We start from the raw sequence: 25,149 nt of genomic DNA, 5'->3' as shown, positions 1-25,149 counted from the left end.
CCGCCCTGCGTGCATGCTTACCGTTTTACGCTGGTAAGCATGCACGCAACTTGTTAGCATAAATAAGTTAACTCAGCCTGATCCCGTATCAGGTATTTTTTTGTACCGCATTTTGGTTAAGCCCATTTTGGGGTTCGCCACTGTTTTTTGGTTAGCCGCGGGTTAACCAAAGCTCAGAGCAGCTTAATAAGGAGAAACTGTTTTGGAAACAGGCACTATTATTTCACTTGCGATCTATTTTCTTGCCATGCTTAGTATTGGCCTATACGGCTACCGAACCTCTACCAGTGATGTATCCGGCTATATGCTCGGCGGCCGCAAACTGGGCCCTGGCGTAACTGCCTTATCCGCCGGAGCTTCAGATATGAGTGGCTGGATGTTGATGGGGGTACCCGGTGCCATGTATTTAAACGGTCTCAGCAGCGGCTGGATGGCTGTCGGCTTATTAATCGGCGCTTTTTTCAATTATATTATTGTCGCGCCAAGGCTAAGGGTATATACCGAAGTTGCCAATGATTCTATTACCATCCCGGATTATTTTGAAAACCGCTTTGCCGATAAAACCCGCATACTACGGGTGGTCTCATCGCTGGTTATCGTTATTTTCTTTACTTTGTATACCTCATCCGGCGTAGTGGGCGGCGGTAAGCTGTTTGAAAGCTCTTTCGGCCTTAGTTACGAGCTGGGACTGTATATTACGGCTGGCGTGGTGGTAGCTTATACTATGTTTGGCGGCTTTCTTGCCGTGAGCATTACTGACTTTGTGCAGGGCTGCATTATGTTTATATCGCTGGTTCTGGTACCCGTGGTAGCATTCGACCATCTCGGAGGTGTCAGTGCCGTTGTAACCCAGGTAAACAGTATTGATCCTGCGTTGCTCAACCCTTTTATAGACGCAAAAACAGGTGCAGCGCTGTCTGCATTAGGCATTATTTCGCTGTTATCCTGGGGCTTTGGCTATTTTGGCCAGCCACATATTATTGTGCGCTTTATGGCTATTCGTAGCACCCGTGATATCAAAACCGCACGCCGTATTGGTATCAGCTGGATGTTTATCACTCTGCTGGGCGCGGTTAGCACCGGCCTGGTCGGCGTAGTGTATGTCGCCAACACTAAAATGTCTCTTAGCGATCCGGAAACGATTTTTATCGTGTTTTCACAGTTTTTGTTCCATCCGTTAATATCCGGATTTTTGTTAGCAGCAATTCTGGCCGCTATTATGAGTACCATTTCTTCTCAATTGCTGGTCACATCCAGTTCATTAACTGAAGATTTCTATAAGATATTTGTAAAACGCGATGCCAGCCAGGGTGAATTAGTCTTAATTGGCCGCTTGTCGGTCTTGCTGGTGGCCGTGGTTGCCATAATTCTGGCTTATGACAGAGACAGCTCTATTCTCAAGCAGGTGAGCAATGCCTGGGCTGGTTTTGGTGCTGCTTTCGGTCCGCTGGTGGTGCTAAGTTTGTATTGGCGCCGGATGACCTTTGCCGGAGCACTTAGCGGCATAATATCAGGTGCTGTTACTGTATTATTTTGGATTTACGCTCCGGTGCTGGAAAATAATGAAACGTTAAATAGTGTGGTATACGCCATCGTTCCCGGCGTTATTATCAGCACGGTCACTATTGTTCTGGTCAGTAAGCTAACACAGCAGCCTTCTGCTGAAGTAAAACAACTATTTGAACAGATGTTGGTTAAGCTGAAACAGGCGTAAAAGTATCTACTTTTACAGAACAGCCGGGGAGCAATAAAAAATTGTATCCCCGGCTGACAATTCTTTGCTAAATTACAAATTCAGAGTTTTCTGTTGAGACCATACGTCTATGTACTTTTATGCGGCCCGCCAACCTATTCTTGATCGTAATAAAGAATTATACGCCTACGAATTGCTATTTCGCGATGGCCTTGAAAATGCCTTTCCCGACATAGACGCCGATGAAGCAACATCACGTATGGTAGAAGGCAGCCAGTTTAGTTTCGGTTTAGATGATTTTCTTGGCGATAAACCCGGTTTTATTAATTTCACTCTAGACACGCTGCAAAAAAAATATCCCAGTATGCTGCCCAAAGAGCAGGTTGTAGTAGAAATACTCGAAACTATACAACCTGGCAAACGCTTACTGGCAGAATGTCAGGATTTAAAAGAAAAAGGCTATGTGCTGGCTTTGGATGATTATATTCACCAGCCGGTATGGCGGCACTTTTACCCTTTTATTGACATTATCAAAATAGATTTCCGTTCTACCTCAACCGATACTATTACCGATATTAAACAAGCTATTGCTGATTTCCCGCATATCAGGTTGCTGGCAGAGAAAGTAGAAACGAACGAAGAGTTTCAGGTTGCCCTTGATCTTGGTTTTAGTTACTTCCAGGGATATTTTTTCTCGAAACCCGAAATGATGCAAAGCAAAGCCTTGTCACCTGCACAGATGACGCTGGCAGAATTGCTGTATGAAACCTCTAAATCAGATCTGGATCTTGGTAAAATTACTCAGGTATTTCAGCGTGATGTACACTTGTCCTACAAGTTACTACGTTACAGTAACTCGACAATTTTTAAACGCCGCTCAGAAATTGAAACCATAAAGCAGGCGCTGGTAGTGTTAGGGCAGGCTGAGCTGAAGAAATTTTTGTCGTTATTATTTACCTCACAAATCAGCAGTGATAAACCGGCAGAGCTGATGCGTTTATCAATGACCCGGGCCCGCTTTGCCGAGGGTATTGCTGAACTGCATGGCAAAGTAGATACCGCCAAAGCTTTTCTTACCGGCATGATGTCACTAATGGATGCAATACTGGACGAACCGATCGACAGCGTAATGAATAAACTGCCTTTGGCCAGGGAAATTAAAGATGCGCTGGTAATGCGACAAGGTGTGTTGTCTGAGTACATTACCCTGATCCAGTTTTATGAACACGGCCAGTGGCAAGAGGCTAATCAGGCAATAAGTATGCTGCAGTTACCACCAGACAAAGTACCTGATGCCTACCATACCGCGGTGCAATGGGCCAATGAGCAAATGAAGGCCCTTGGAGATTAATCACAAGGGCTATACCGGGCTAGTTGTAGCTCAGATAAGGGCCAATTTTGGCCGCCAGTTTATCGCCAATACCTTTTACCTGAGTTAACTGCGCCTGATCTTTAATCGGGCCGTTTTCAGCAATATGATCCAACACTGCCTGAGCTTTTTTCTTGCCCAAACCCGGAATTGCATCGAGTTGTTCCAGTGTGGCGTTATTGATATTTACTTTTTGTACATTGTGCGCAGCAGCGCTGGCCTTGGTAACCTCAGCTGCAGATTGCGTCTGAGCCAGACACTGGTTTGCAGTTAAGGTTAATAATGTCATACCCACAGCAATAGCTAACTTTTTCATTGTTTCATCCTTAAAGTGCTCTCCTATCCCTGAAGACTCCCTCGACTACAGCCTGTCAAACCTCGGTTGGCATTATTCCGGCAGGCAGGCTACCCAATCAGCATCGGAGATCTGTAAATGCCAACACCTTTAAATTAGCCAATAAATTCACATTTGCAAATATTAATTAACCTTAATTCAATTTAACCCAAAATAACATTCAGCGCTAATTAAGACATCCGCCACTAAGCTGCATGCAGGAGCTTTAAAAAGGTACTGATGCGTGTTGAAAAAAACAAAGAAAAGTCTTTGACACACATTGATGATTGCCGCTGAATTAATAGTTCGGTACAGTACCGCTGATACATTCTGGAGAGAACAATGCTTCGCACTAAGGTACTTCTGATCATAACGGCACTGCTATTCAGTGCTGCTACTGCGGCAATGACATCGCCCAAACGACCTGCGGTAACAAAAGAACAAGCGGCAACACTGGCCCAGCAGAGATATCCGGGTAAAATCGTTAAAGTTCAGACCGAACAACAAAATTATCGCATCAGGGTGTTACAATCTGATGGCCGTGTGGTAACAGTATTAGTTGATGGCCGTTCCGGCCAGGTGCAAAGGGAAGGAAATTAATGCGTCTATTAGTTGTTGAAGATGAAAACCTGCTGGCTCAGCAAATAAAAGAACAACTGCAACAGCAACAATTTAGTGTTGACGTTGCTGTAGATGGTGACGATGGCTGGTTCAAATTGTCTGAGTATCCTTACGACCTGGCAATTATTGACATCGGCCTGCCTAAAATGGATGGCCTGACGTTGATCCGCAAAGCCAGACAAAAAGCGCTTAAAACGCCTATTATCGTACTGACTGCCCGCGGCAGCTGGCAGGAAAAAGTCGAAGGCCTTGATGCCGGAGCTGATGACTACCTGACTAAACCCTTTCATACCGAAGAGCTGCTTGCCCGGTGCAATGCATTAATCCGCCGTGCCGCCGGACAACCGGAGCCTACCCTGTCTGCAGGCCCTATTGCTTTGAATAGCCGAACTCAACAAGTTTGGGTGCGCGAAGAAGAAATAAACCTGACAGCATACGAATATAAGGTGCTGGAATACTTCATGCTTAACCCGAATAAGGTTATTTCCAAAACAGAACTGACTGAACATATTTATGATCAGGACTTTGATTTGGACAGCAATGTTATAGAGGTTTTTGTGCTGCGCCTGCGTAAAAAGCTGGACCCTGACGGTGAAACCAAGCCAATAGAAACACTGCGTGGCAGAGGTTATCGCTTCACAATGACAGTAGCCTGATATGGCGTTGTCATTAAAGCTGAGGCAGTTATTGATCAGCATTTTTTTGCTGTTGTTACTGCTTCCCAGTTCTTTTCTGGCTATCGATCGTGCATTTTATACCCAGCTTCTGACTAACACAGAACAGAAGCTGGAAGTACATATGTACGCAATGTTATCTGAACTTAGCGTGTCTGAAGACAAAGTTGAGTTAATCAATAATACTCTGGCGCCGGATTTTTACCGGCCAGACTCCGGTCTGAGCGCTTTTGTTACCCATGAACAGGACTTAGTCTGGCAGTCAGATTCATCACTAAATCAGAATTTCGTACCTCCGGTAGAGCAACTGCCGCCAGGTGAGCATTTATTCCGCTCTGTTACGCAGCACGGTGAGCAATACTGGGTTTTGTCGATCTCGTTATTATTTGATGCCGAAGAGTATACCCGGCCACTGAGTATGCACGTGGTACAAACCCATGAACGTCTGATAGCACCACAAAAAGCATTTCGCGCCACATTAATTCAATGGTTTATCGGTATAGGTATTATGCTGCTGTTGTTAATGTTGCTAGCCTATTACTGGACGACTAAACCCCTGTCGCGGCTCGATCATGAAATACGCCGGGTCGAAAACGGCAGTCAGGAGCAACTTACCGGCCGTTACCCTGCAGAGCTTACTATTCTTAAAGAAGATTTAAATTTACTGCTGCAAAACCAAAACCGGCAAAAACAGCGCTACCGTCATCACCTTAGCGATCTGGCTCACGCCCTGAAAACACCAGTGGCGGTGTTACAAACCTCTGCTCTTAGCCAGCAACCTGAACTTAAAGAACAGCTTGACCGTATTACCGCCATGATTGAACATCAGTTAAAACGTGCCAGCAGCTCCGGCCAGGACGTCTGGAAAAAACAAATAGCGGTTAAACCATTAATAGAGAAGCTTACTTCTGCATTGCAGAAAATTCACCGTGATAAGAATGTCGCTTTTGACGTAGATTGCGCAGCTAATGCAGTATTTCGCGGTGATGAAACAGACTTAATGGAAATTCTTGGCAATCTGCTCGACAATGCCAGTAAAGCCTGCCGGCATCAGGTGCATGTTACTATTCGTCAGAATCCGTTCAGCCTCTGTGTTGAAGACGACGGCCCCGGTGTACCGGTGGCAAAACGTAAACAGCTGTTTGAGCGCGGTACCCGGTTGGATACCTATCGCGAAGGCCATGGCGTAGGGTTAGCCATTGTCGCCGAGCTGGTAGAATCTTACTCCGGTGAACTGGTATTAGATGACAGCCCACTGGGCGGCGCCCGTTTTAGCGTAAAGTTTAACTAATATACACTCAGCGCTGTTGTGGCGCTGATCGTACCGGGCAAACCAGGCGTAATGGCATACAGAATGTTTAATTTGAGTTGGATAGCACCCGATGGAACTTAATAACCCCGCTGTAATAAAAATTAAAAACTTACGTTTACGTACCTATATTGGCATTAAAGACGAAGAAATAAACAATAAGCAAGACGTTGTGATCAATGCAAAAATTCATTACAGCGCTAATGATGCCGCCAACACTGACGATATGGACAAGGCACTTAACTACCGCACTATAACAAAAAGAATTATCGCTCTGGTGGAGCAACAACGTTTTTCGTTGCTGGAAAAGTTGACGGCAGAAGTGCTGGCGATTGCTGCTGAGCACCCTTCTGTGCGTTATGCCGAAGTAGAAATTGATAAACCACACGCTCTGCGTTTTGCCGATTCCGTATCGCTTACCCTGTCACTGAATAAATAACTTCTATACTGAAGTTATCTTCAACATTGGCGGCAAGGTTTATCTATGCATATTTTACTGACCGGCGGCACCGGTTTAATTGGCTCAGCGCTGGTAAAACAGTGGCTTAACCAGCATAAATTGATAGTGCTGACACGGGACCCCAACCGGGCTAAGCAGCAACTGGGGCCGGAAGTGAGCACCGTGCAGTCAGTGCAGCAGGTCGATTTTAATCAGATTGATGCAGTAATTAACCTTGCTGGCGAACCTATTGTTGGCAAACGCTGGAGCAACAAGCAAAAACAAGTGTTGTGTGAAAGCCGCTGGGCGATAACAAAACAACTGGTGGCTGCTATAAAAGGCGCCAGCTCGCCACCTTCGGTTTTGATCAGTGGTTCTGCCATCGGTATTTATGGCCGCCAGCAGCAACAGTTTATTGACGAAGATTATCAGTCGTTTCATGCCGAGTTTTCATCTGAGCTATGCCAGCGCTGGGAACAACTGGCGCTGGAGGCTCAGTCTGCCAGGACCCGCGTCTGCTTATTACGTACAGGTATCGTACTGGCAAACGAAGGCGGAGCATTAAAAAAAATGTTACTGCCATTTAAGCTCGGTCTGGGGGGCCGTATTGGCAACGGCGAGCAGTATATGTCGTGGCTGCATTTGCACGATATGCTACGGTTAATTGATTTTTTGCTACAGCATCCTACTTTAACCGGCGCCTTTAACGCTACCGCGCCAAACCCGGTAACCAATGCAGAATTCAGCCGGCAACTGGCCGGGGTATTGCACCGCCCTGCGCTACTGCCGATGCCGGCTTTTGTGCTTAAGCTTATGCTGGGTGAAATGGCCGATCTGCTACTAACCGGCCAGCGGGTTATACCGGCAAAACTGCAACAAGCCGGTTTTACATTTAACTACCCTCAACTAGCCGATGCACTAAAGGCGCTGCAAGGTTAACCCTGCAGCACTTTACGCATTAACTGGGCACCGGGCATACGCAGCAACCGCTTCAGCTGCCACCAGCCCAGTAAGGTTACAGCTACAACACCCAGTACAGGCCCAAGCCACCATAAGGTGTAATGCAGCTGAAAGGGTAAATTAAACACCCGCTGCTGTACTATCACCAGCATCAACTCCGCCAGGATAGTAGCAAATAAACCGGCCATGGCTCCCAGCAAAGCAAACTCCAGTATCAGCGCATTACGTAAAAACGCATACTGGGCGCCTAAAGTGCGCAAAATGGCCAGTTCCTGCTCACGTTGCTCCAGCGTAGCCTGCACCTGAGCTACCAGCACTAAGCCGGCAGCCAGACAGATAATCACCAGAATAAAACTGAGTGCTACTGTCACCTGGTCAATAATATCGTTTACCTGTTTAATAATATTATCTACGCTTATTACTGTTACCGTTGGCATTAAGCGTGCCAGTTGGTTTAGCAACTGATTACGCTCAGCGTCCAGATAAAATGCCGTAATGTAGGTGGCAGGAAAATCTGCCAGTAAGTCGGGGCTTAGGATCATGTAAAAATTAGGCTGCAGACTATTCCAGTCCACTTTACGGATGCTGCTTACCTGAGCCGTTATCGGCTCACCGCCAATTGAAAACACCGCCGAATCACCCAGCTTTAATGCCAGCCGCTCGGCCAGCTCAGCTTCCACCGATACCTGAGCTGTGGCACGGCTGTCAAACCAGTTACCTGCAATGATCTGATTATTGGCTGGCAGCTCTGACAACCAGGTCAGGTTTAGCTCACGCCCCACCCCAACGCGCTGCTGGCTACGATCCTCTTTAGTGGCTTCTTGCTGCAGCTGTTCATCATTAATTGACATTAAGCGGCCACGCACCACCGGATAATAGCTGTCCAGCTGCAACTCATGCTGCGCAGCAAACTGGTTAAGATCACTGCGTTGCTGCTCAGTAATATTAACCAAAAACTGGTTTGGTGCCCCCGGTGGGATCTGCTGCTGCCATTGGCCAATTAACTCTGCCCGCAAAAAATATAATAGCAATGCCAGAAAAATTGCCAGGCTGAACGTAATTAACTGAAAACTGTTTGCCCACAGCCGGCGACGCAAATTAGCTAACGCTAAACGCCTGGCGCTGCTTTGTCCGGCCGCTACCGGTTTGGCCAGCCGAACCAATAAACTGGCCCCTCCCAGCAGCAGTAAGGCAAATAAGCTGCATAATGCAAATAAACCAATACTTAAGACAAATTCACCGCTAAACAGCCACATCAGGCCCCAGATGGCCGCAGCACCTGACACCAGTTGCAATTTATCCAGCCCCAGATTTATTGCCGGCTGTTTTAATACATCAATCGCCGCAGTTTGAGACAGGCGCCACATAGGTCGGGCTGCAAATAGCAAGGCGCAAATAACACAGGTGAGTATACCCAGCCAAAGTGGCCGCCAACTGAATTCTGCTCTGTAATCACTAAGAAACTGCGTAATGCCCCACTGTGCCGCTTCAATGGTTAACTGCCCTGCAACAGCTCCACAGAGCAAACTAAACAGCACAACCAGCAACAAATGGCTGCCATAAATAAGCCTGATTTGCGTTGTAGTAGCGCCCAGTGCCTTAATTACCGCTACCGACTGTGTGTGGCGCTGGCTATAGCGCCCCGCCGCTACGGCAGCGGCACAGGCAGCCAGAACGATACCCAGCAAACCGGCAAGCAATAAAAAGCGTTCTGCACGCTCCAGAGCGCTGCCAATAGCTGATTCACGGTCCATATCCTGCCAGCGCTGATGCGCACTAAGTTGCGGTGTCATCTGTGCTTCAAAACTGGCAAGGTCTGAAGCGGCACCGGCAAACAAATAGCGATAGCCAATACGGCTGCCAGGTTGCACAACTTGTGTCGCCGCCACGTCATCCAGATGCATCAGTACACGTGGCGCTCCGCCAAAAACACTCAATGGCGCATCAGGTTCATTAGCAATAACACCCTTTACGGTAAGGCTTAGCATGCCTATCTCAATTTGATCACCCGGCACTATGCCCATTAAGTTGAACAAACGCTCTTCAACATAAACCGAACCGGGTGCCAGGTTGGCATACTCACCAGAGCTGATATCTGCCGACGCCCTGAGTAACAGCTCGCCCCGTAACGGATAGCTATCGCTAACCGCTTTTATCGTTGCCAGTTGCATGCTATCACCGGAAAACAACATAGAGTCAAATTGCATTTGCCGCGCCGTTGCCAGATTATTCTGCTGCGCAAGTTCGATCACCGCCATATCAAATGGCTGGCTTGAGCGCAAAACTTTATCTGCTGCGATAAACTGGGCGCTGCGTTGCATCAGAGCACTTTTTACACCTTGTGTAATACCACTAAGGCTGACCACTGAGCCCACAGCCAGAAACAAAGCAAAGGCGATAACCCACAGCTCGCCGCGGCGCAGTTCACGCCAGAACAGGCGCCAGGCGATACTAGCCCACATGCGCCATTTCCTCTTTTGCTGTGACAAAACGCCCGGCCTGCATACGATATTGCCGCTGGCAGCGCTCTGCCAGTTCATCATTATGTGTTACCAGCACCAGTGTAGTACCCTGCCCGGCATTTAAACTAAACAGTAAATCTTCAATTTTACGTCCTGTTGCAGCATCAAGGTTTGCAGAAGGCTCATCGGCAAATAACACAGCCGGCCTGGTAATAAATGCTCTGGCTATTGCAACCCGCTGTTGCTCACCACCAGATAATTGTGCCGGATAAAAATGCGCCCGCTCAGCCAGGCCAACCTGCTGCAACAATTCAAGCCCACGCTGTTTAGCCTGTTTATCGCCAGCCAACTCTGCTGGTAAAGTAACGTTTTCCAGAGCAGTAAGGCTGGGTAATAACAAAAAAGACTGAAATACAAAACCAACATCTCTGGCACGGATTGCCGCCCGCTGATCTTCTGACAAAGTGTGCAGCTTATGTCCGGCCAGGTGTACTTCACCTGCCGTAGGCACATCCAGCCCCGCCAACAAACTAAGCAATGTAGATTTACCGGAGCCTGAAGCACCGACAATAGCAACCGTCTCTGCGCGATTGATAGTCAAACTGATATCATGCAGGATAGTGAGTGAACCATCGGTAACTTTAACGCTCTTAGCCAGGTTAACCGCTTTTATATGAACTTCAGGTATTTTCATTATGCGTATTTTCTTAATTTTGTTAATCGGATTCTTCAGTCAGGCCTGCTTCGCACAAAAAATGCTGATCCTGGGCGACAGCCTCAGCGCAGCTTATGGCATGCAACAGCAGCAGGGCTGGCCACACCTGCTGCAACAACAACAGCAAGACTGGCAGCTGATCAATGCCAGTATCAGCGGCGAAACAACTGCTGGCGGGTTAGCGCGTTTACCCGCTCTGCTAACACAACATAAACCAGACGCGGTACTAATTGAGCTTGGTGGTAACGATGGCCTGCGCGGCTTTGCCATTGACACTGTACAAGCAAACCTGAACAGCATTATTTCACTGATACTGCAGAATAATGCCGTGCCGGTGTTAATGCAAATACGCATTCCGCCAAACTATGGACCACGCTACGGCAAACAATTCAGCGATTTATATCCGCAATTGGCAGAAAAACATCAAATAACCCTGTGGCCGTTTTTCATGGACGACATCGCTGTTAACAGCGAACTCATGCTGCCGGATGGCATACATCCGAACAGCAAAGCACAGCCACTGATTAGCGAATTTGTCGGCAAGCTCCTGGTGACGTTAGAAACGGACTAGCGGATTTTGAAACAAAATAAGTAAAGACTCAAGGATGAGTTTGTTAGCGGATGTGTATTGGTAATTTACTGCTAAGACGCGAATTGGCGTCCCCTAGGGGATTCGAACCCCTGTTACCGCCGTGAAAGGGCGGTGTCCTAGGCCTCTAGACGAAGGGGACGCAAAGACATTCATTTAATATTGCAGATTAATTGGCGTCCCCTAGGGGATTCGAACCCCTGTTACCGCCGTGAAAGGGCGGTGTCCTAGGCCTCTAGACGAAGGGGACGCAAAGACATTCATTTAATATTGCAGATTAATTGGCGTCCCCTAGGGGATTCGAACCCCTGTTACCGCCGTGAAAGGGCGGTGTCCTAGGCCTCTAGACGAAGGGGACGCACGAAAAAATCTTGGTGGAGCTAAGCGGGATCGAACCGCTGACCTCTTGCATGCCATGCAAGCGCTCTCCCAGCTGAGCTATAGCCCCACACTTTTGTGTTTTTTACCAACCGAGGTTAGCGCTGAACACGGGGCGCATTCTAGGGTGCCACTGAAAATGTGTCAACAGTTTTTTCTGCAGCTTTTATCGTTCGGGCATTTTTTAAACGCAATGCTGAATTTGCAGACAAAAACTGTTGAAATTACAGACTTTATAACAGCTTAGCGAAGAGTTTAACTATGTCACCTGAAGCCAGTCGCAACTAAACAGAAAAAACCCCTGCCGCATTTGCTTGTCAGCATCGTGTTATGGCTGTTTTTTGTATAAACTAAGCCACATCAGATAAGCTGTAAGCGCGGTATATAAGACCTGCGTTAATTAAAAAGGATTTTCACTATGTACGAAAAGTACTACGGGTTAAAGGAACGGCCATTTCAGCTTACACCAAGCCTGAATTTATTTTATGCCAGCAAACTGCATAAACGCGCCCTTGCCTATCTACAGTATGGGTTAAGTCAGGGTGAAGGTTTTATTGTTATCACCGGTGATGTTGGCACCGGAAAAACCACTATTGCCAATCAGCTGTTAAGTCAGTTGAATCAGGATGAAATTATAGCCAAGCAGATTGTCACATCAAAACTGGAGCCCGACGATCTTATTCGTATGATTGCGTCCTGTTTTAATCTGGTGGTAACAGAGCATACTAAAGCCAGTTATCTTGACGCCATTTACAGTTATCTTAAACGCCTGCATTCCCAGCATCGCAGAGCTCTGTTACTGGTCGATGAAGCGCAAAACTTACCGCTGGCCTCTATTGAAGAGCTGCGAATGCTGTCTAATTTTCAGCTTAATGGTAAACCCCTGTTACAAAGCTTCCTGTTGGGCCAGAATGAATTAAATGCGATTATTCAGGCCGAAAATATGGAACAGTTTCGCCAGCGGATTATCGCCTCCTCTAACCTGTCAGCATTTCAGATTGAAGATACCAAAGCTTATATCCAATACCGTTTGCTGCAAGCTGGTGGCAATGCAGGCATATTACAGGATGCCTGCTTCGCCCTTATTCAGCAGCACAGCCGCGGCATACCACGGAAAATTAATACCGTAATGGACAGAATACTGCTATTTGGTTATTTGGAAGAATGCCCGGTTATTACTGCAGAGCATGTCAAAACCGTGCTGGATGAATTATCGCAGGAAATTGCCAACCAGCAGCCATCAGCACCTGCAATGTCAGTGCAACAACCTCAGACTGTATCAAAACAGAGTATGTTAAGTGAATTATCAGCGGTGCTTGACAGTGCACTGGAGCAAAAGATCCGCATGGCAAAAGAGCTGGACGTGTTGCTTAAACGACAGCAGCAATTGCTTAACAACAGAGATAATAAAGAATAATAAGCCGGGCTTAACAGCAGCGATACGCCGATAATTACAGGCGTATCGTATAGCTTAACCAGATCCTGTTTTCAGTAAGATCAAAACTGTCTACTGACGAATTGCGGCTGATGCGTTTTAACATAGCCTTAATCTCAGAACGTTCATTCAACTGACGTTTAAGACCCATTTCTACAGACACATTTTTATCTTCGCGCTCATCGGTCAGATAATTAATATCGTAATAATAGCCGTTAAGTAACAAGCTGGAGTGTTTAGATAACTTCCAGAATGACTGAACAGAGAAAGAATTGCGGTTATTTTCCCGCTCGGTTTCGACATATTCATCTTCACTTCGGCTAAGCATAACACTCAACGCCAGACGGTTTTTATTGTAGCCTACTGTCATTGCTGCTGTGCGTCGTTTAATCAACTCTTCGCTAAGCTCAAGCTCTGCATTAAACAGCTGCCTAAACGACTCTCCGGTGCCTAACTGATAGTTATTTGTCGGCGGCCGGAAACAGTCTGTAAACTGAGACGCACCATCCGGACAGACAAAAATACCAAGATCTTCAATAATCTGATCTAAAGAAGATAATGTTTGCACATCTTCGCGAACAGACAACCTTACCGACAAAAATCTGAGGTTGTATTGTCCCTGTAAACTTGAACTGCGGCCAAAATAACGCCGGTCAAGGCTATAAGACAAAGATGTTCGTCGTGTTGGTGCCAGGAAAACTTCAGCGGCAAGATAATTCTCGTCAATATCTTGCTGTTGCTCACCAACAGAGCGTGTTGCCCAGTTTTGTGTAACATTAATTCGTGATGCCTGGCCAAACTGATACTCAAGGCCTACACCATATGACTTAAATTCATTGGCATAACCTGAGGTATTATCGTTGTCGTCATAGCTGCCGCGAACTATCATCGACAAACTGGGCAGCAACGGCAAACCCGCTGTACCGCTGGCCCGCTTACTGACAAAGTCCCCTCTGTTACCTTCGCGCCCGGTTTTATTGTAGTTTGCTGATAACTGCCAAAACAGAGGCGACTGGCGTTGTGCACTGCCAAGCGCAAGAAAACTGCTTAACGTATCATTGTCAAAATCACCTAAATTATCCTGCAACTCAGGTTGCCTGGAACTCAGCTTATTGTACGCCAGACCAAGCTGAGCATTCACGTCTGCTGTTTGCAACGTACGGAAATTTATATTAGCACCATAATTACTGGTTTTAGACAGATTTTCAGTGCCGGTAATAATATCGGAGAACACGCCGTTGCGAGAGTCGCGGATCCGGTAACCTGAATCTGCACTTAACCCCAGGCTGATACGATCATCGTAAGCGTTGAACATATTGCGCCAGCTATATTTATCCAGGCTTTTATGTGAACGTTGCGAATCGTCATACCATACGGATTCATTCTGTAAAAACAGTGCTGAAGAAGCATTCTTACCGGTAAGGTTGATAGCTACTGAAGGTTTCAGTAAGGCAGCCATTCCTTTATCCAGCCCACCACCTGTCTGCTCGTCTCTGATCCAGTAACCATAGGTACGGGTTTCTATTTCAGGCTTAATGTCTGTTTTTGCCGATAGCACCTGTGCTGATGTCAGCAATGCAGCAATAGCAGTAACCAGCGATGTTAATTGGGCTGGGTGGTACAGTACGGTTTTAGCCCGCGCCATAATAGTAACCGTAACCGTAACCTCTACCCTGATTACGGTGAGCCTTGTTGATCAAAAAACCTATCGCAATGTCTTTGGGTAGCAATGCCACTGCCTGTTCTATTTCTGCCAGTTTAGAGTGATTTTCTTCTACAACTACTACTGCCTGGCCACACATAGAAGCCATTACCGCCGTTTCATTAACGCCCAGCAGCGGCGGCGCATCAAAAATAACAATACGGTCTGAATAACGCGAAGCGAATTCATTAACTAACATCAGCATACGTTCACTGGCAAGCAACTCCGTGGACAAATGATGTGGCCGGCCGGCAGTGATGATCTTCAGCCGACTGACATTAGTGCTCAGAATAATATCCGACGCTTTAATCTCACTTGACAGCAAGTAATCGGTCAAACCTACATCATGATGAATATTCAGCGTTTTTGATACGCTGGGACGCAGTACGTCACTGTCTACCAGTAATACTGTCTTATCCTGTTCCAGCGCGATGCTAAGAGCCAGATTGATAGCAGAAAAGGTTTTCCCCTCCCCCGGCCTTGAACTGCTAACCAGGATCAGATTTGGATGCTTTAATGTACTGCTAAGTGCACCAAATGCATTACTGATAAGTTTGCGTTTGATAACACGATATTCTTCATTAATAAGACGACGTTCACTGGACAACGAAACAAAGTTCTTCTGCTCCAGTAATCTCAGGTCCAGCGTAACCGAAGGTTTATGCCCCTGCAAATCTTCTGCTGTGGTCTGATTGTCTGTAGCAATATAGTCTTCTGCTATTGCACTGTATACTGGTTCTCGCTTAGATGCAGGAACCTCTTGTTGCAGTGTGGTATCTGTCGCCGGTGCAACTACCTGCTGTGCCCGCTCCAGCGTAGTATCTGCTTGTTTAGCAGATACATCAGACTGTTTTCTTATGGCTTTTTCAATAATACTCACCGGATCACCCTCAACAACAGCTCGGCAGAGCGGCCAAACAGCACTTCATTACTTAACAATGCGGCATAGCACAACAATAAGCCACCACTTAGCATGGCAAAGTACAGAAAATGTAACCGCACCTGCTTTAGAATAGCGTGTTTGTCGGTATGAGATACCACACCAAACACCGGATAATCACTGATGCTTTGCAATTGCAATGCGCTTGTTAACACAGGCGAAATAAGGCTGCGTACAAACGCCATAAATATTCCGGCACCAAGTCCCACTAACAGAACCAGCGAGTAAAATAATCCCCGGTTTGGCCCTGAAGGCGTTAAAGGTACGCGTGGCGGTTCTATTACGTTAAACTGCACATCCTGAGATGATGCATCCGCACGACGGGACAGCTCCATTGACTCTCTGCGGGCCAGTAAAGCTTCATACTTAGATTTGGTAATATCGTAGTCACGGTTCAGGCCAGTAAATTCAGCTTCAATCTCAGGGATCAGGTTAAGCCTGCTTTCCAGTGTCGCTACCCGATCCTTATAAGCCTGCACCCGCACCCGTGTCGAAGCCACCTCAGACTCCAGCCGTGACACACTGATACGTAACTCCTGATAAACAGCATTCTGATTCAGGTTACTGCTCTGGCCCGGATTTTCTGACGACATTTGTGCTAAAGCTTCATACTCACTGTCACGCTGTTGTTCCAACTGTTGCAGCAATCGCTTAGTTTCCAACACGTCAGGATGAAACTCCGTATAGCGGATCAGCAGGTTGTCTAATTGTGACTGTAAAGTTCTTATGCGTTCATCAAACTGGGTTGCAGGCCTGTTTGCACTGCCAGAATACGGCATAACACCAAATACCGGCTCTTCACCCAATAATTGGCTTTTAGACGATGCAAGCCGGGTTTCCAGCTCTTTAAGAGCCAGGTTAGCTTCTTCCAGGCGTTTCTTTTCATCGCTAATCTGGCTGTAGTAATCACTTTGATTACCCGGCAACATATTCATGCGGTGCTTTTTAAAGTCCGACAACCGCAGTTCTGCCTCAATAAGGCGGCGTTCGTAGTCTGATATCTGGTCAGTTAAAAAACGTTCTGCAGTCTGAGAGTCTGCACGGCTTGAACCTATTCGCCCTTCAACAAAGTTGTTAAGTGTTTCTTGCACTACTTTAAGCGCCATTTGTGGCTGCGGATTACTGTAAGCAATAACGTAAATATTTTCCCGGCCGGACGCCGATATTTTTATCTGCTTTTGCAGAGTATTGATAAGGTCTTCAAAAGCTTTTTCGTCTTTCGCCTGAATATCAAGATCGGTAGCTCTGGCAATTTTCTCCAGATTCGGCCTGCTTAGCAGGGTACGCGCCATCAGCTTGATTTCATCTTCAGAATTGGTCCGCAAGGCAAGGCCCCGCAGCAAAGGTTCCAGCACAGTACTGGTTTCTACATATAACTTAGCATTAGCTTCAAATGTAGGAGGCATATTGTACACATATACCCAGCCTACCGGGCAAATCAGCCAGGCAGTAATTACGATATAACGTCTGCGCAGCCACACGCCCTGAATATAGGTACGTACCTGCTCAATCGCTTGTTGCAGTTCTTTCATCAGTCACTCCCTGAACCTTAACCAGCGTATCCGCGCTGCTTAAAACCATGCTTCCGGAATAATTACGACATCGCCAGGCAACATATCTACGTTGGCAGCAATTTTGCCATCGCGGATAAGGTCATCCAGCCTGATATTAAATGTTACTTGCTGGCCATCTTTCGTTCTTACCAGCTTGGCACCATTACCGTTAGCAAATTCAGTTAAGCCACCAACTGCAATCATCAGATCAAGCACCGTCATATACTGGCGATAACTGATAGCCTGGGGGTTGGCAGCTGCGCCTATTACCCGCACCTGCTCACTGTATGGGCCAACAAAATTGGTTACCGACACAGTTACCACCGGATCACGGATATATTTACTAAGAATTGCCTCCATATCACGGGCAACCTGAGTTGGAGTTTTACCACTGACGGGAACATCTTCAACCAGAGAAGTCGATACCTTGCCATCTGGCCTGACGATAAAAGTGCCGGACAGCTCCGGGTTTCGCCAGACAAAAATGCCAACCGTGTCATTTGGGCCGATAAGATATTGGTAATTATCGACGGAAGTAGTCAAAGAGTTTTGCACCGTTGCCGGTGGCAAAGTGGGGTTGCTGCTGCAACCTGCTAAAAACAGACCTAAAATCAACGTTAAACCGCAATATCCTTTCGCTGGTGTAGCCATCATATTACTCATCCTTTTACTGACGCCCTGATAATATAACTTAAAAATTTACCCTTGTGATGTAAAAATTGAAAATTTAATTTTTGTTTTGCTGTAGAAATAGTATAATTAGTGCGCTTGGTTTTGCCTCACTGACCTTTTCGGTGGTGGTGATAGCTTAATTGCAACGGATGCAACAAGGATGTCGTTATGAGTAAAGCAAGTCGTTACGGACGAAATACGATTGCAGACAAGTTGTTTTTGCTGGGCGAATTAACACTGCTAGTGTTATCCAGTTTACTTGCCAGCTATGCCTACAGTTATTACCTGTCTCCTGTATCTTTTGAACACCGTCTGATTAATGCAGCGTTATTTGCGGCTTCAGTAATGCTGTGCGCTTTGTCAGTAGGTCTTTATGACCAGAAACTGCGCGAGGGGCAAAAAGGTATCATCAAGCGCGTCGTTATTACTCTGCTGTTTAACGCAATTTTGCTTGAACTGATTATTTTCCAGCTGTTTTCAGTACTGCATATCGGTACGCTGTATCTGGTTGCCGCCTCTGTACTTTCTGCGATCAGCGTATCGGCATTCCGCGCTTTTTTTCACTACAACGACATTACCCGCATCAGCAGACGCCGGGTATTGATATTAGGTGCTGGTGAGCGGGCCTCCATTATAGAGCGGCGCATGCGGCGTAATGTTGATAAGCGCAATTTTGAAATTGTCGGCTTTGCCCCAATTGAGGGCGATAAAGACGCCGGTATCGCTGAGCATAAGCTGGCTAAGTTCGACTATAAAAATGACCTCTATCAGTATGTTGTAGAACACAACATTGATCAGCTGGTTATTGCCTGTGACGAGCGTCGCAATATGTTGCCGGTTGAGCATTTATTTAAATGCAAAACACGTGGCATTGACGTTATCGAGATCCTCGATTTTATCGAGCGTGAAACCGGTCAGATTGCAGTGAACCTGATTTACCCAAGTTGGGTTATTTATGCCAACGGCCTGGATTTAAATCAGCGTTTTAAAACCAACCTCGATTACAAACTTAATGTTGTGCTGGCCCTTCTGTTACTGGCAGTGACCTGGCCTATTATGCTCATTACCACCCTGCTTATTTATCTGGAAGACGGCCGCAAAACCGGTGCTTCGGTATTTTACCGCCAGATAAGAGTGGGATATGACGGCAAGCCCTTTTATATTGTTAAATTCCGCAGTATGCGGCCTGACGCTGAGAAAAACGGCGCCCGCTGGGCGACAGCTGACGATGACAGGGTTACACGTGTAGGCCGCATCATCCGCAAATACCGTATAGATGAACTGCCTCAGCTAATGAATGTGTTATCCGGTGATATGGGCTTTGTCGGGCCCCGGCCAGAGCGGCCAGAATTTGTTAATCAACTGGCCAAAGACATCCCTTATTACAATCAGCGGCATAATGTTAAACCTGGCCTGACAGGCTGGGCCCAGCTTAAATATCCTTATGGTTCTACCGCTGAAGATGCGCAGGAAAAACTCAAATTTGACCTGTACTACATTAAACATCGCAGCCTGATGCTGGATTTGATGATTCTTGTCAGAACCGTAGAAATTGTACTTTTTGGCAAAGGGCGTTAATACCAATGCAGTATGCACGCTTAAGAAGTAATGCGCTTACTGTAGATGTTGAAGATTATTTTCATGTCGCAGCTTTTGATGCCACTGTGTCTCCGGCGCAGTGGCCCGATTTTCCGCAACGCGTAGCCCGTAACACTGAAATTTTGCTGCAACAGTTTGACAAACATCAGGCTACAGCCACCTTTTTTGTCTTGGGCTGGGTAGCCGAGCGCTATCCAGAACTGGTAAGGCAAATACATGCTGCGGGCCATGAAGTTGCCAGCCATGGCTATGCTCATGCTAAAGCTTCTGTACAAACCGCTGCTGAATTTTTGCAGGATGTCAGCCGGGCTAAAGCCATTCTGGAAGACATTACCGGCGCCGAAGTGGTTGGTTATCGCGCGCCAAGCTTTTCTATCGGCAAAACCAATGAATGGGCGTTTGATGTACTCCAACAGGCGGGATACCTCTACAGTTCAAGCACTTACCCTGTAGTGCACGACTTATATGGTACTCCGGATTGGCCGCAACAACCCTATAAACGAACCGAAGGTATTTGGGAATGCCCGATGCCTGTATTAAATAAAGCCGGCAAGCAGTGGCCCATTGCTGGCGGTGGTTACTTTCGTCTGCTGCCATACTGGCTCAGTAAAAAGTGTATCGACAGCTATCTGAAGCAAAGTGATGCACCTTATATGTTTTATTTTCATCCGTGGGAAATAGATCCGCATCAGCCACGGTTTGAGCAAGCACCGTTTAAATCAAAATTCAGGCACTACACAAACTTAAACCGCATGGAAGCTAAACTGGTGCGCTTGCTGCAAGACTATCAGTGGCGTAGCGTCAAAGAAGTATATCAACCATATTTTGCTTAAACAGAAGGGAACCGGATGTATCAACTGAATACATTGTCGCTCAGGGACGAGCAAGCAGTGGCGTGGGATAATTTTGTAACAGCCAGTGACGAAGCAACCTTTTTTCATTTATCCGGCTGGCAACAAATTATTGCTGATGCCGGTCATCGTTGTTATTACCTGTATGCCTCCGAGAATAACCAGATTGTTGGTGTACTGCCGCTGGCCCGCGTTAAAAGTATGCTGTTTGGCGATGCGCTGGTGTCTACGCCATTTTGTGTTTATGGCGGTGCTGTTGGCGAACCGGCCGTTAAACGGTTTTTAGAGCAGGAAGCAGTAAAACTTGCTACCTCACTGCAGGTAAAACATATTGAACTGCGTTATAAAACAGCACAGGACAATGACTTTACCACCCGTAGCCAGCATGCTTACTTTGCCTGTGAACTGGCTGAAACGGCAGAGCAGATCCTGGCTAACGTAAAGAAAAAACAACGTGCGGTTATCCGTCATGCGCTGAACGAGCCTTTACACTATACGCTGGATACAAACCCAAACGATTTTTACCAAACATATTCAGAAAGCGTGCGCAATTTGGGTACGCCGGTATTCAGCAAAGCTTTTTTCCAGAAAATCATGCAGGTATTTCCCGAACAGACTGAGATTCTGACAGTACGTAAAGATCAGCAAGCTGTATCCTCAGTACTGAGTTTTTATTATAAAGGTGAAGTGCTGCCTTATTATGGCGGTGGGATAAGCGAAGCTAAATCACTAAAAAGTAATGACTATATGTATTACCAACTGATGTGTCATGCCAGGCTGGATAAAAACTGCCAGCGCTACGACTTTGGCCGCAGCAAACTGGAATCCGGCGCCTATCAGTATAAAAAACATTGGGGCATGGAAGCGGCAGAACTGCATTACCAGTATAAATTGATCACTGCCCAACAACTGCCAAACCTGAGCCCTAATAATCCTAAATATCAGCTGTTTATCCGGCTATGGCAAAAACTCCCACTCTCCGTAAGCCAGTGGATTGGCCCTGCCCTGTCGAGGTATCTGGGATGACAACCACTAAACCGGATTTGTTGTTGCTGGTACATCGTATTCCCTACCCGCCAAATAAGGGCGATAAGATCCGCTCTTTTAACTTAATGAAAGCGCTAAGCCAGCACTACACAGTGCATTTGGGCTGTTTTATCGATGATCCTTTTGACAGACAGTATATAAACGCTCTCAACCAGTGGTGCGCCACTGTATTTTGTGTAAACCAAACCAAGTGGCAGGCAAAACTGTGTGCCTTAAGCGGTTTTATTAAAAACCAGGCCATTACCCTGCCCTATTATTTCAGCCGGGCTATGGCTGCCTGGGTAAAAGCCACTATTAGCACACATAAAATTGCAAAGGTACTGGTGTACTCATCTTCCATGGCTCAGTACGTCGATAAAAGCGAATATCAGTCATTAAGCAAGGTTATAGACTTTGTTGATATTGACTCAGACAAGTGGCGCCAGTATGCCGAGAAATCCCGTGGAGTAAAACGCTGGTTCTATCAGCGTGAAGCCAGATTGCTGCTGCAATACGAAAAACAGATTTGTCAGCGTTTTAGCAGCAGTCTGTTTGTGTCAGACGACGAAGCCAATGCATTTCGTGCCATGCTGCCAGCAGAGTTGCAGCACAAAGTGCACAGCGTATTAAATGGTGTTGATACTGACTATTTCTCACCTGAAACTGCACAGTACAGCGCAGAACAGACATTGCCTGAGCAGTATATCGTCTTTACCGGCGCCATGGATTACTGGGCTAACGTCGATGCCGTATGCTGGTTTTGTCAGAACATCTGGCCACGGTTAAAACAGTTATATCCGCAGTTACACTTTATGATAGTTGGCGGCAAACCCAGCGCTGAGGTGCGGGCCCTTAGCCAGCAAGCTGGTGTAGTTGTTACCGGCCGCGTAGATGACGTACGCCCCTACATCAGTCATGCTCTCTTTGCGGTAGCACCTATGCTGATAGCTCGCGGTATACAAAATAAAGTGCTTGAAGCTATGGCCATGAACAAAGCGGTGGTGTGCAGTGCCATGGCAATGGAAGGCATTAATGCTCCGGCCAGCGAAGATGCAGTGATTGCCGATGGCGTAGAGGGTTTTATCCGCGCCTGCAAACAGCAACTGGATCGCACCTCAACGCCCTCTGCCAACCGGCAGTGGATTTTACAGCATTTCACCTGGCAGCAAACGTTAGTACGGTTAAACAGTTTTATCCGTCCGGAGTTACCGGCATGACCCTGTTAAACCGCCAGCACAATATTTTGCTTGTTACTGTTATCAGCTTGGCTTATATCATGCTGTACAGCTCAACCTGGCTGGATATGGAGCGGGTATGGCGCAGTTCTGCCACCTATAATCATTGCTATCTGATCCTGCCCATCTGTCTGTATTTCTTTTACCGGGCTAAAACCCCGCTTATTACACCTTCCGCACCTGATTCCTGGCTATGGCTGCCTGCACTTGGCCTGATATTGCTGCAACTGATTTGGCTGTTTGGCTACGCGGCAGACATTGCCCTGCTAATGCATCTTGCAGCCGTAATGTCGTTACAGGCATTGCTATGGCTTGCTTTTGGTAGCACTAACAGCCGCCTGCATTGGTTTGCCATTGCTTATCTGATATTTCTGGTACCTTTTGGCGAAGAGCTATCGCCGTTTTTACAGAACATTACTGCCGATCTCACCGTGGTGATGCTACAGACTGTCAGTATTCCGGTTTACCGGGAGGGGCTTTATCTGGCCACTCCGGTAGGTTTATTTGAAGTTGCAGAAGCCTGCTCAGGCTTGCGTTTTCTTATTGCGTCTCTGGCTATTTCAGCGCTGTTTGCCTACCTGCACTATAACAAAATCTGGAAACAAATCAGTTTTGTCGTGTTTATGGCCTTGTTATCAGTGCTGGCCAATGGTGTGCGGGCTTTTATGCTGGTTTATATCGGTGAAAAAACCGATATGCGCTTTGGCTTTGGTGCTGATCACTATTTGTATGGCTGGCTGTTTTTCGGTCTGGTATTAATTGCAGGTTTCTGGTTAGGGGCAAGATTTTCAGATCCTGCCCAAAAGCTTGAACGGCGCAGCAAACAACATTTTAGCTTACAGACCAGACCATCAATGTTGGTTCTGGCCACTGCAATTGTGGCTATAACCCTGAGTTACCGGTTATCGCTAAATGTGATAACAGAACCCGCAACAGTGAACAACCTCATCATGCCTTTTGCCAGTGAGCCGGTAGAAAAAAGTAACTGGGGCATCAATTTTGTAGACAGTCTGGCCCAGAGCCATACTCAGGATAATGCAGGAACCGAGTATTTTGCCGCCCGTTATGGTAATAAGCAGCAAAATGGCGAACTGATTAACTGGCAAAATAATCTGTTTGATAAACAACGCTGGCAGATACAAAAACGCATTACCGGCACCGATAGTGCCATATTGCAGCTAAGAAGCCTGACGAATGAACAACGTACAGTGCTGTACTGGTACCAGATTGACGAACAACGGGTAGTACCCGAGCTGGAAGTAAAAATACGCCAGGCATTGAGCTACCTTGCTGATGACCAGTCCAGTGCCTATATTTTTGCGGTATCGGTAAATGGTAAAGCCTCAGAGCAAAATCTGGCAGTGCTACAACAAGCCGCAGCCTTGTTGGCCCAAACCCAAACCGGTACTGAGCAAGCCGTTGCCGGAGGCCAATATGACTGAACGCCAGCAACAACCGGTACATATTGCTCATCTGATCTGGCACTTTAGCACCGGTGGTCTGGAAAATGGCCTGGTTAACCTGATCAACCATTTACCGCAGGACAAATTTCGCCACAGTATTATTACGCTAACCGGCCACGACCCGCAGTTTGTCAAACGCATAAAAACAAATAATGCCGGACTGTACTGTCTGAACAAAGCCGAAGGCCATGACTGGGGTACATTTAGCCGGTTAAATGTGCTGTTACAGAACCTGCAGCCAGACATACTGCATAGCCGCAATCTGGCAACACTGGAACTGCAGGTTGTGGGGTGGTGGCGTAAAATACCCCTGCGTTTGCATGGAGAGCACGGCTGGGACAGCCATGATATAGGCGGTTGTAATAAAAAAAACCGCCTGATACGCCGTATATTTAAAGGCTTTGTTCAGCGCTTTATTTGTTTGTCATCTGAAGCGGAACATTATCTGACTAACATTATTAAACTGGACAAAAACCGGGTTGAGCGCATTTGCAACGGTGTAGAAACCGCTAAGTATGCCAATGCCACACCGGCAGAGCTTACTCTGCCGCCTGGCACTACTTCGCCTGCTCCTATTGTGTTTGCCACAGTGGGCCGCCTGGCCAGTGTTAAAAATCAGGCATTGCTGCTTCGCTCCTACAGTTTGTTGCTGCAGCAATATCCGCAGTACCGCTCAGAAAGTGCATTGATTATTGTCGGTGACGGTCCCTGCCGGCAAGAGCTTGAGCAACTGTGCGATACCTTAAAATTAGGCTCTCAGGTGGTGTTTACCGGCAACCGGCAGGATATTGCGCAGCTAATGCAGCGCTTCGATGTATTTGTGCTGCCCTCGCTGGCAGAAGGTATTTCTAATACTTTGCTCGAAGCCATGGCAGCCGGTACACCGGTTATTGCCACCGCAGTGGGCGGCAACCCGGATTTACTGCCAAGCGCACTGCTTAATACTAACCTGGTAGATTCAGATAACCCGCAGCAGTTATCGAACGCCATGTTACGCTATCTGCAACAGCGCAAAGCGCTGGCTTACGATGCAGATTTGGTAAAAAACCATTGCCATCAGCACTTTAGTATAGATACGATGGTACAGCGATATCAAAAGCTTTACGAAATGACAAGGACGCAGAGTTAAC

At 46.8% G+C, this 25,149-nt stretch carries 22 protein-coding genes and 4 tRNA genes; 15 read left to right on the top strand and 11 right to left on the bottom strand.

The genetic code is table 11. From position 1 onward, the window contains the following. Positions 1–202 precede the first annotated feature (202 nt). Entirely contained in the window at positions 203–1,714 is a 1,512-nt protein-coding gene (gene putP / locus J3B89_RS15325) for a sodium/proline symporter PutP (protein ID WP_215398478.1), read from the top strand. A gap of 109 nt (positions 1,715–1,823) precedes the next feature. Further along, positions 1,824–3,044, top strand: coding sequence for an EAL and HDOD domain-containing protein (locus J3B89_RS15320; RefSeq protein ID WP_215398477.1), 1,221 nt, complete (start codon positions 1,824–1,826; stop codon positions 3,042–3,044). Between the two features lie 19 nt (positions 3,045–3,063). Here the strand turns inward: J3B89_RS15320 and J3B89_RS15315 are convergent, their stop codons facing one another. Next, positions 3,064–3,378, bottom strand: coding sequence for a ComEA family DNA-binding protein (locus tag J3B89_RS15315; RefSeq protein ID WP_215398476.1), 315 nt, complete (start codon positions 3,376–3,378; stop codon positions 3,064–3,066). A 360-nt stretch (positions 3,379–3,738) separates the two neighbouring features. On the opposite strand from J3B89_RS15315, the gene J3B89_RS15310 reads away from it, so the two are divergent. The 5 genes from J3B89_RS15310 to J3B89_RS15290 all read left to right on the top strand — a co-directional run bounded on the left by J3B89_RS15310 (position 3,739) and on the right by J3B89_RS15290 (position 7,378). After that, positions 3,739–3,996, top strand: a complete 258-nt coding sequence (locus J3B89_RS15310) for a PepSY domain-containing protein (protein WP_215398475.1) — start codon at positions 3,739–3,741, stop codon at positions 3,994–3,996. After that, positions 3,996–4,673 (top strand): response regulator transcription factor, encoded by a 678-nt coding sequence (locus tag J3B89_RS15305; RefSeq protein WP_092790854.1) that lies wholly within the window; start codon positions 3,996–3,998, stop codon positions 4,671–4,673. The genes J3B89_RS15310 and J3B89_RS15305 overlap by 1 nt, the downstream gene beginning before the upstream one ends. A gap of 1 nt (position 4,674) precedes the next feature. Further along, positions 4,675–5,982 carry an ATP-binding protein gene (locus tag J3B89_RS15300; RefSeq protein WP_215398474.1) on the top strand — a complete coding sequence of 436 codons (1,308 nt, stop codon included), beginning with the start codon at positions 4,675–4,677 and terminating at the stop codon, positions 5,980–5,982. A 91-nt stretch (positions 5,983–6,073) separates the two neighbouring features. Beyond that, positions 6,074–6,439 (top strand): dihydroneopterin triphosphate 2'-epimerase, encoded by a 366-nt coding sequence (gene folX / locus J3B89_RS15295; RefSeq protein WP_215398473.1) that lies wholly within the window; start codon positions 6,074–6,076, stop codon positions 6,437–6,439. Positions 6,440–6,484: 45 nt separating this feature from the next. Further along, a complete protein-coding gene (locus J3B89_RS15290) occupies positions 6,485–7,378 on the top strand; it encodes a TIGR01777 family oxidoreductase (protein ID WP_215398472.1) in 894 nt (297 codons plus the stop codon). Here J3B89_RS15290 and J3B89_RS15285 read toward each other — a convergent pair. Next, positions 7,375–9,861, bottom strand: a complete 2,487-nt coding sequence (locus J3B89_RS15285; RefSeq protein WP_215398471.1) for an ABC transporter permease — start codon at positions 9,859–9,861, stop codon at positions 7,375–7,377. The genes J3B89_RS15290 and J3B89_RS15285 overlap by 4 nt on opposite strands. Beyond that, on the bottom strand, positions 9,851–10,555 hold the full coding sequence (locus J3B89_RS15280; protein ID WP_215398470.1) for an ABC transporter ATP-binding protein: 705 nt from the start codon (positions 10,553–10,555) through the stop codon (positions 9,851–9,853). Before J3B89_RS15280 ends, J3B89_RS15285 begins: the two co-directional genes overlap by 11 nt. Position 10,556: 1 nt before the next feature. On the opposite strand from J3B89_RS15280, the gene J3B89_RS15275 reads away from it, so the two are divergent. Continuing rightward, entirely contained in the window at positions 10,557–11,147 is a 591-nt protein-coding gene (locus J3B89_RS15275) for an arylesterase (protein ID WP_215398469.1), read from the top strand. An 84-nt stretch (positions 11,148–11,231) separates the two neighbouring features. Here J3B89_RS15275 and J3B89_RS15270 read toward each other — a convergent pair. The 4 genes from J3B89_RS15270 to J3B89_RS15255 form a co-directional block, all read right to left on the bottom strand. Next, a tRNA-Glu gene (locus J3B89_RS15270) sits at positions 11,232–11,307 on the bottom strand. Between the two features lie 32 nt (positions 11,308–11,339). Continuing rightward, positions 11,340–11,415 (bottom strand) — tRNA-Glu (locus J3B89_RS15265). 32 nt (positions 11,416–11,447) lie between these two features. Next, positions 11,448–11,523, bottom strand: a tRNA-Glu gene (locus J3B89_RS15260). A 14-nt stretch (positions 11,524–11,537) separates the two neighbouring features. Then, positions 11,538–11,613: transfer RNA gene (locus J3B89_RS15255), tRNA-Ala, on the bottom strand. 348 nt (positions 11,614–11,961) lie between these two features. Between J3B89_RS15255 and J3B89_RS15250 the strand changes: the two genes are divergently transcribed. Then, complete coding sequence (locus J3B89_RS15250; protein WP_215398468.1) at positions 11,962–12,960, top strand: ExeA family protein; 999 nt, start codon at positions 11,962–11,964, stop codon at positions 12,958–12,960. Between the two features lie 34 nt (positions 12,961–12,994). On the opposite strand, the gene J3B89_RS15245 is transcribed toward J3B89_RS15250, so the two are convergent. From J3B89_RS15245 to J3B89_RS15230, 4 genes are read right to left on the bottom strand one after another with little or no spacing between them, the layout of a single operon-like run. Further along, complete coding sequence (locus J3B89_RS15245; protein ID WP_215398467.1) at positions 12,995–14,623, bottom strand: TIGR03016 family PEP-CTERM system-associated outer membrane protein; 1,629 nt, start codon at positions 14,621–14,623, stop codon at positions 12,995–12,997. Continuing rightward, entirely contained in the window at positions 14,610–15,560 is a 951-nt protein-coding gene (locus tag J3B89_RS15240) for an XrtA-associated tyrosine autokinase (protein WP_215398466.1), read from the bottom strand. The genes J3B89_RS15245 and J3B89_RS15240 overlap by 14 nt, the downstream gene beginning before the upstream one ends. After that, positions 15,557–17,152, bottom strand: coding sequence for an XrtA system polysaccharide chain length determinant (locus tag J3B89_RS15235; protein WP_215398465.1), 1,596 nt, complete (start codon positions 17,150–17,152; stop codon positions 15,557–15,559). The genes J3B89_RS15240 and J3B89_RS15235 overlap by 4 nt, the downstream gene beginning before the upstream one ends. 39 nt (positions 17,153–17,191) lie before the next feature. Further along, entirely contained in the window at positions 17,192–17,827 is a 636-nt protein-coding gene (locus J3B89_RS15230) for an XrtA/PEP-CTERM system exopolysaccharide export protein (RefSeq protein ID WP_215398464.1), read from the bottom strand. 186 nt (positions 17,828–18,013) lie between these two features. Between J3B89_RS15230 and J3B89_RS15225 the strand changes: the two genes are divergently transcribed. The 6 genes from J3B89_RS15225 to J3B89_RS15200 are packed head-to-tail and all read left to right on the top strand — an operon-like array spanning position 18,014 to position 25,148. Further along, positions 18,014–19,423 carry a TIGR03013 family XrtA/PEP-CTERM system glycosyltransferase gene (locus J3B89_RS15225; protein ID WP_215398463.1) on the top strand — a complete coding sequence of 470 codons (1,410 nt, stop codon included), beginning with the start codon at positions 18,014–18,016 and terminating at the stop codon, positions 19,421–19,423. A gap of 5 nt (positions 19,424–19,428) precedes the next feature. Continuing rightward, positions 19,429–20,277 carry an XrtA system polysaccharide deacetylase gene (locus J3B89_RS15220; RefSeq protein WP_215398462.1) on the top strand — a complete coding sequence of 283 codons (849 nt, stop codon included), beginning with the start codon at positions 19,429–19,431 and terminating at the stop codon, positions 20,275–20,277. Between the two features lie 15 nt (positions 20,278–20,292). Further along, the gene (locus J3B89_RS15215) at positions 20,293–21,321 is read left to right on the top strand and encodes a FemAB family XrtA/PEP-CTERM system-associated protein (RefSeq protein WP_215398461.1); all 1,029 of its coding nucleotides are present in this window, start codon (positions 20,293–20,295) and stop codon (positions 21,319–21,321) included. Next, a complete protein-coding gene (locus tag J3B89_RS15210) occupies positions 21,318–22,538 on the top strand; it encodes a TIGR03087 family PEP-CTERM/XrtA system glycosyltransferase (protein ID WP_215398460.1) in 1,221 nt (406 codons plus the stop codon). Before J3B89_RS15215 ends, J3B89_RS15210 begins: the two co-directional genes overlap by 4 nt. Beyond that, positions 22,535–23,998: an exosortase A gene (xrtA, locus tag J3B89_RS15205; RefSeq protein WP_215398459.1), complete on the top strand. Its 1,464-nt coding sequence runs from the start codon at positions 22,535–22,537 to the stop codon at positions 23,996–23,998. Before J3B89_RS15210 ends, xrtA begins: the two co-directional genes overlap by 4 nt. Then, the gene (locus tag J3B89_RS15200; RefSeq protein ID WP_215398458.1) at positions 23,991–25,148 is read left to right on the top strand and encodes a TIGR03088 family PEP-CTERM/XrtA system glycosyltransferase; all 1,158 of its coding nucleotides are present in this window, start codon (positions 23,991–23,993) and stop codon (positions 25,146–25,148) included. Before xrtA ends, J3B89_RS15200 begins: the two co-directional genes overlap by 8 nt. Position 25,149: the final 1 nt, after the last annotated feature.

Origin of the sequence: Rheinheimera oceanensis, assembly GCF_018831085.1 — a bacterium.
Taxonomy (GTDB): Bacteria; Pseudomonadota; Gammaproteobacteria; order Enterobacterales; family Alteromonadaceae; genus Alishewanella; species Alishewanella oceanensis.
Note: the sequence above shows the minus strand (reverse complement) of the source record. Positions and strands in the feature narration are given on the sequence as shown.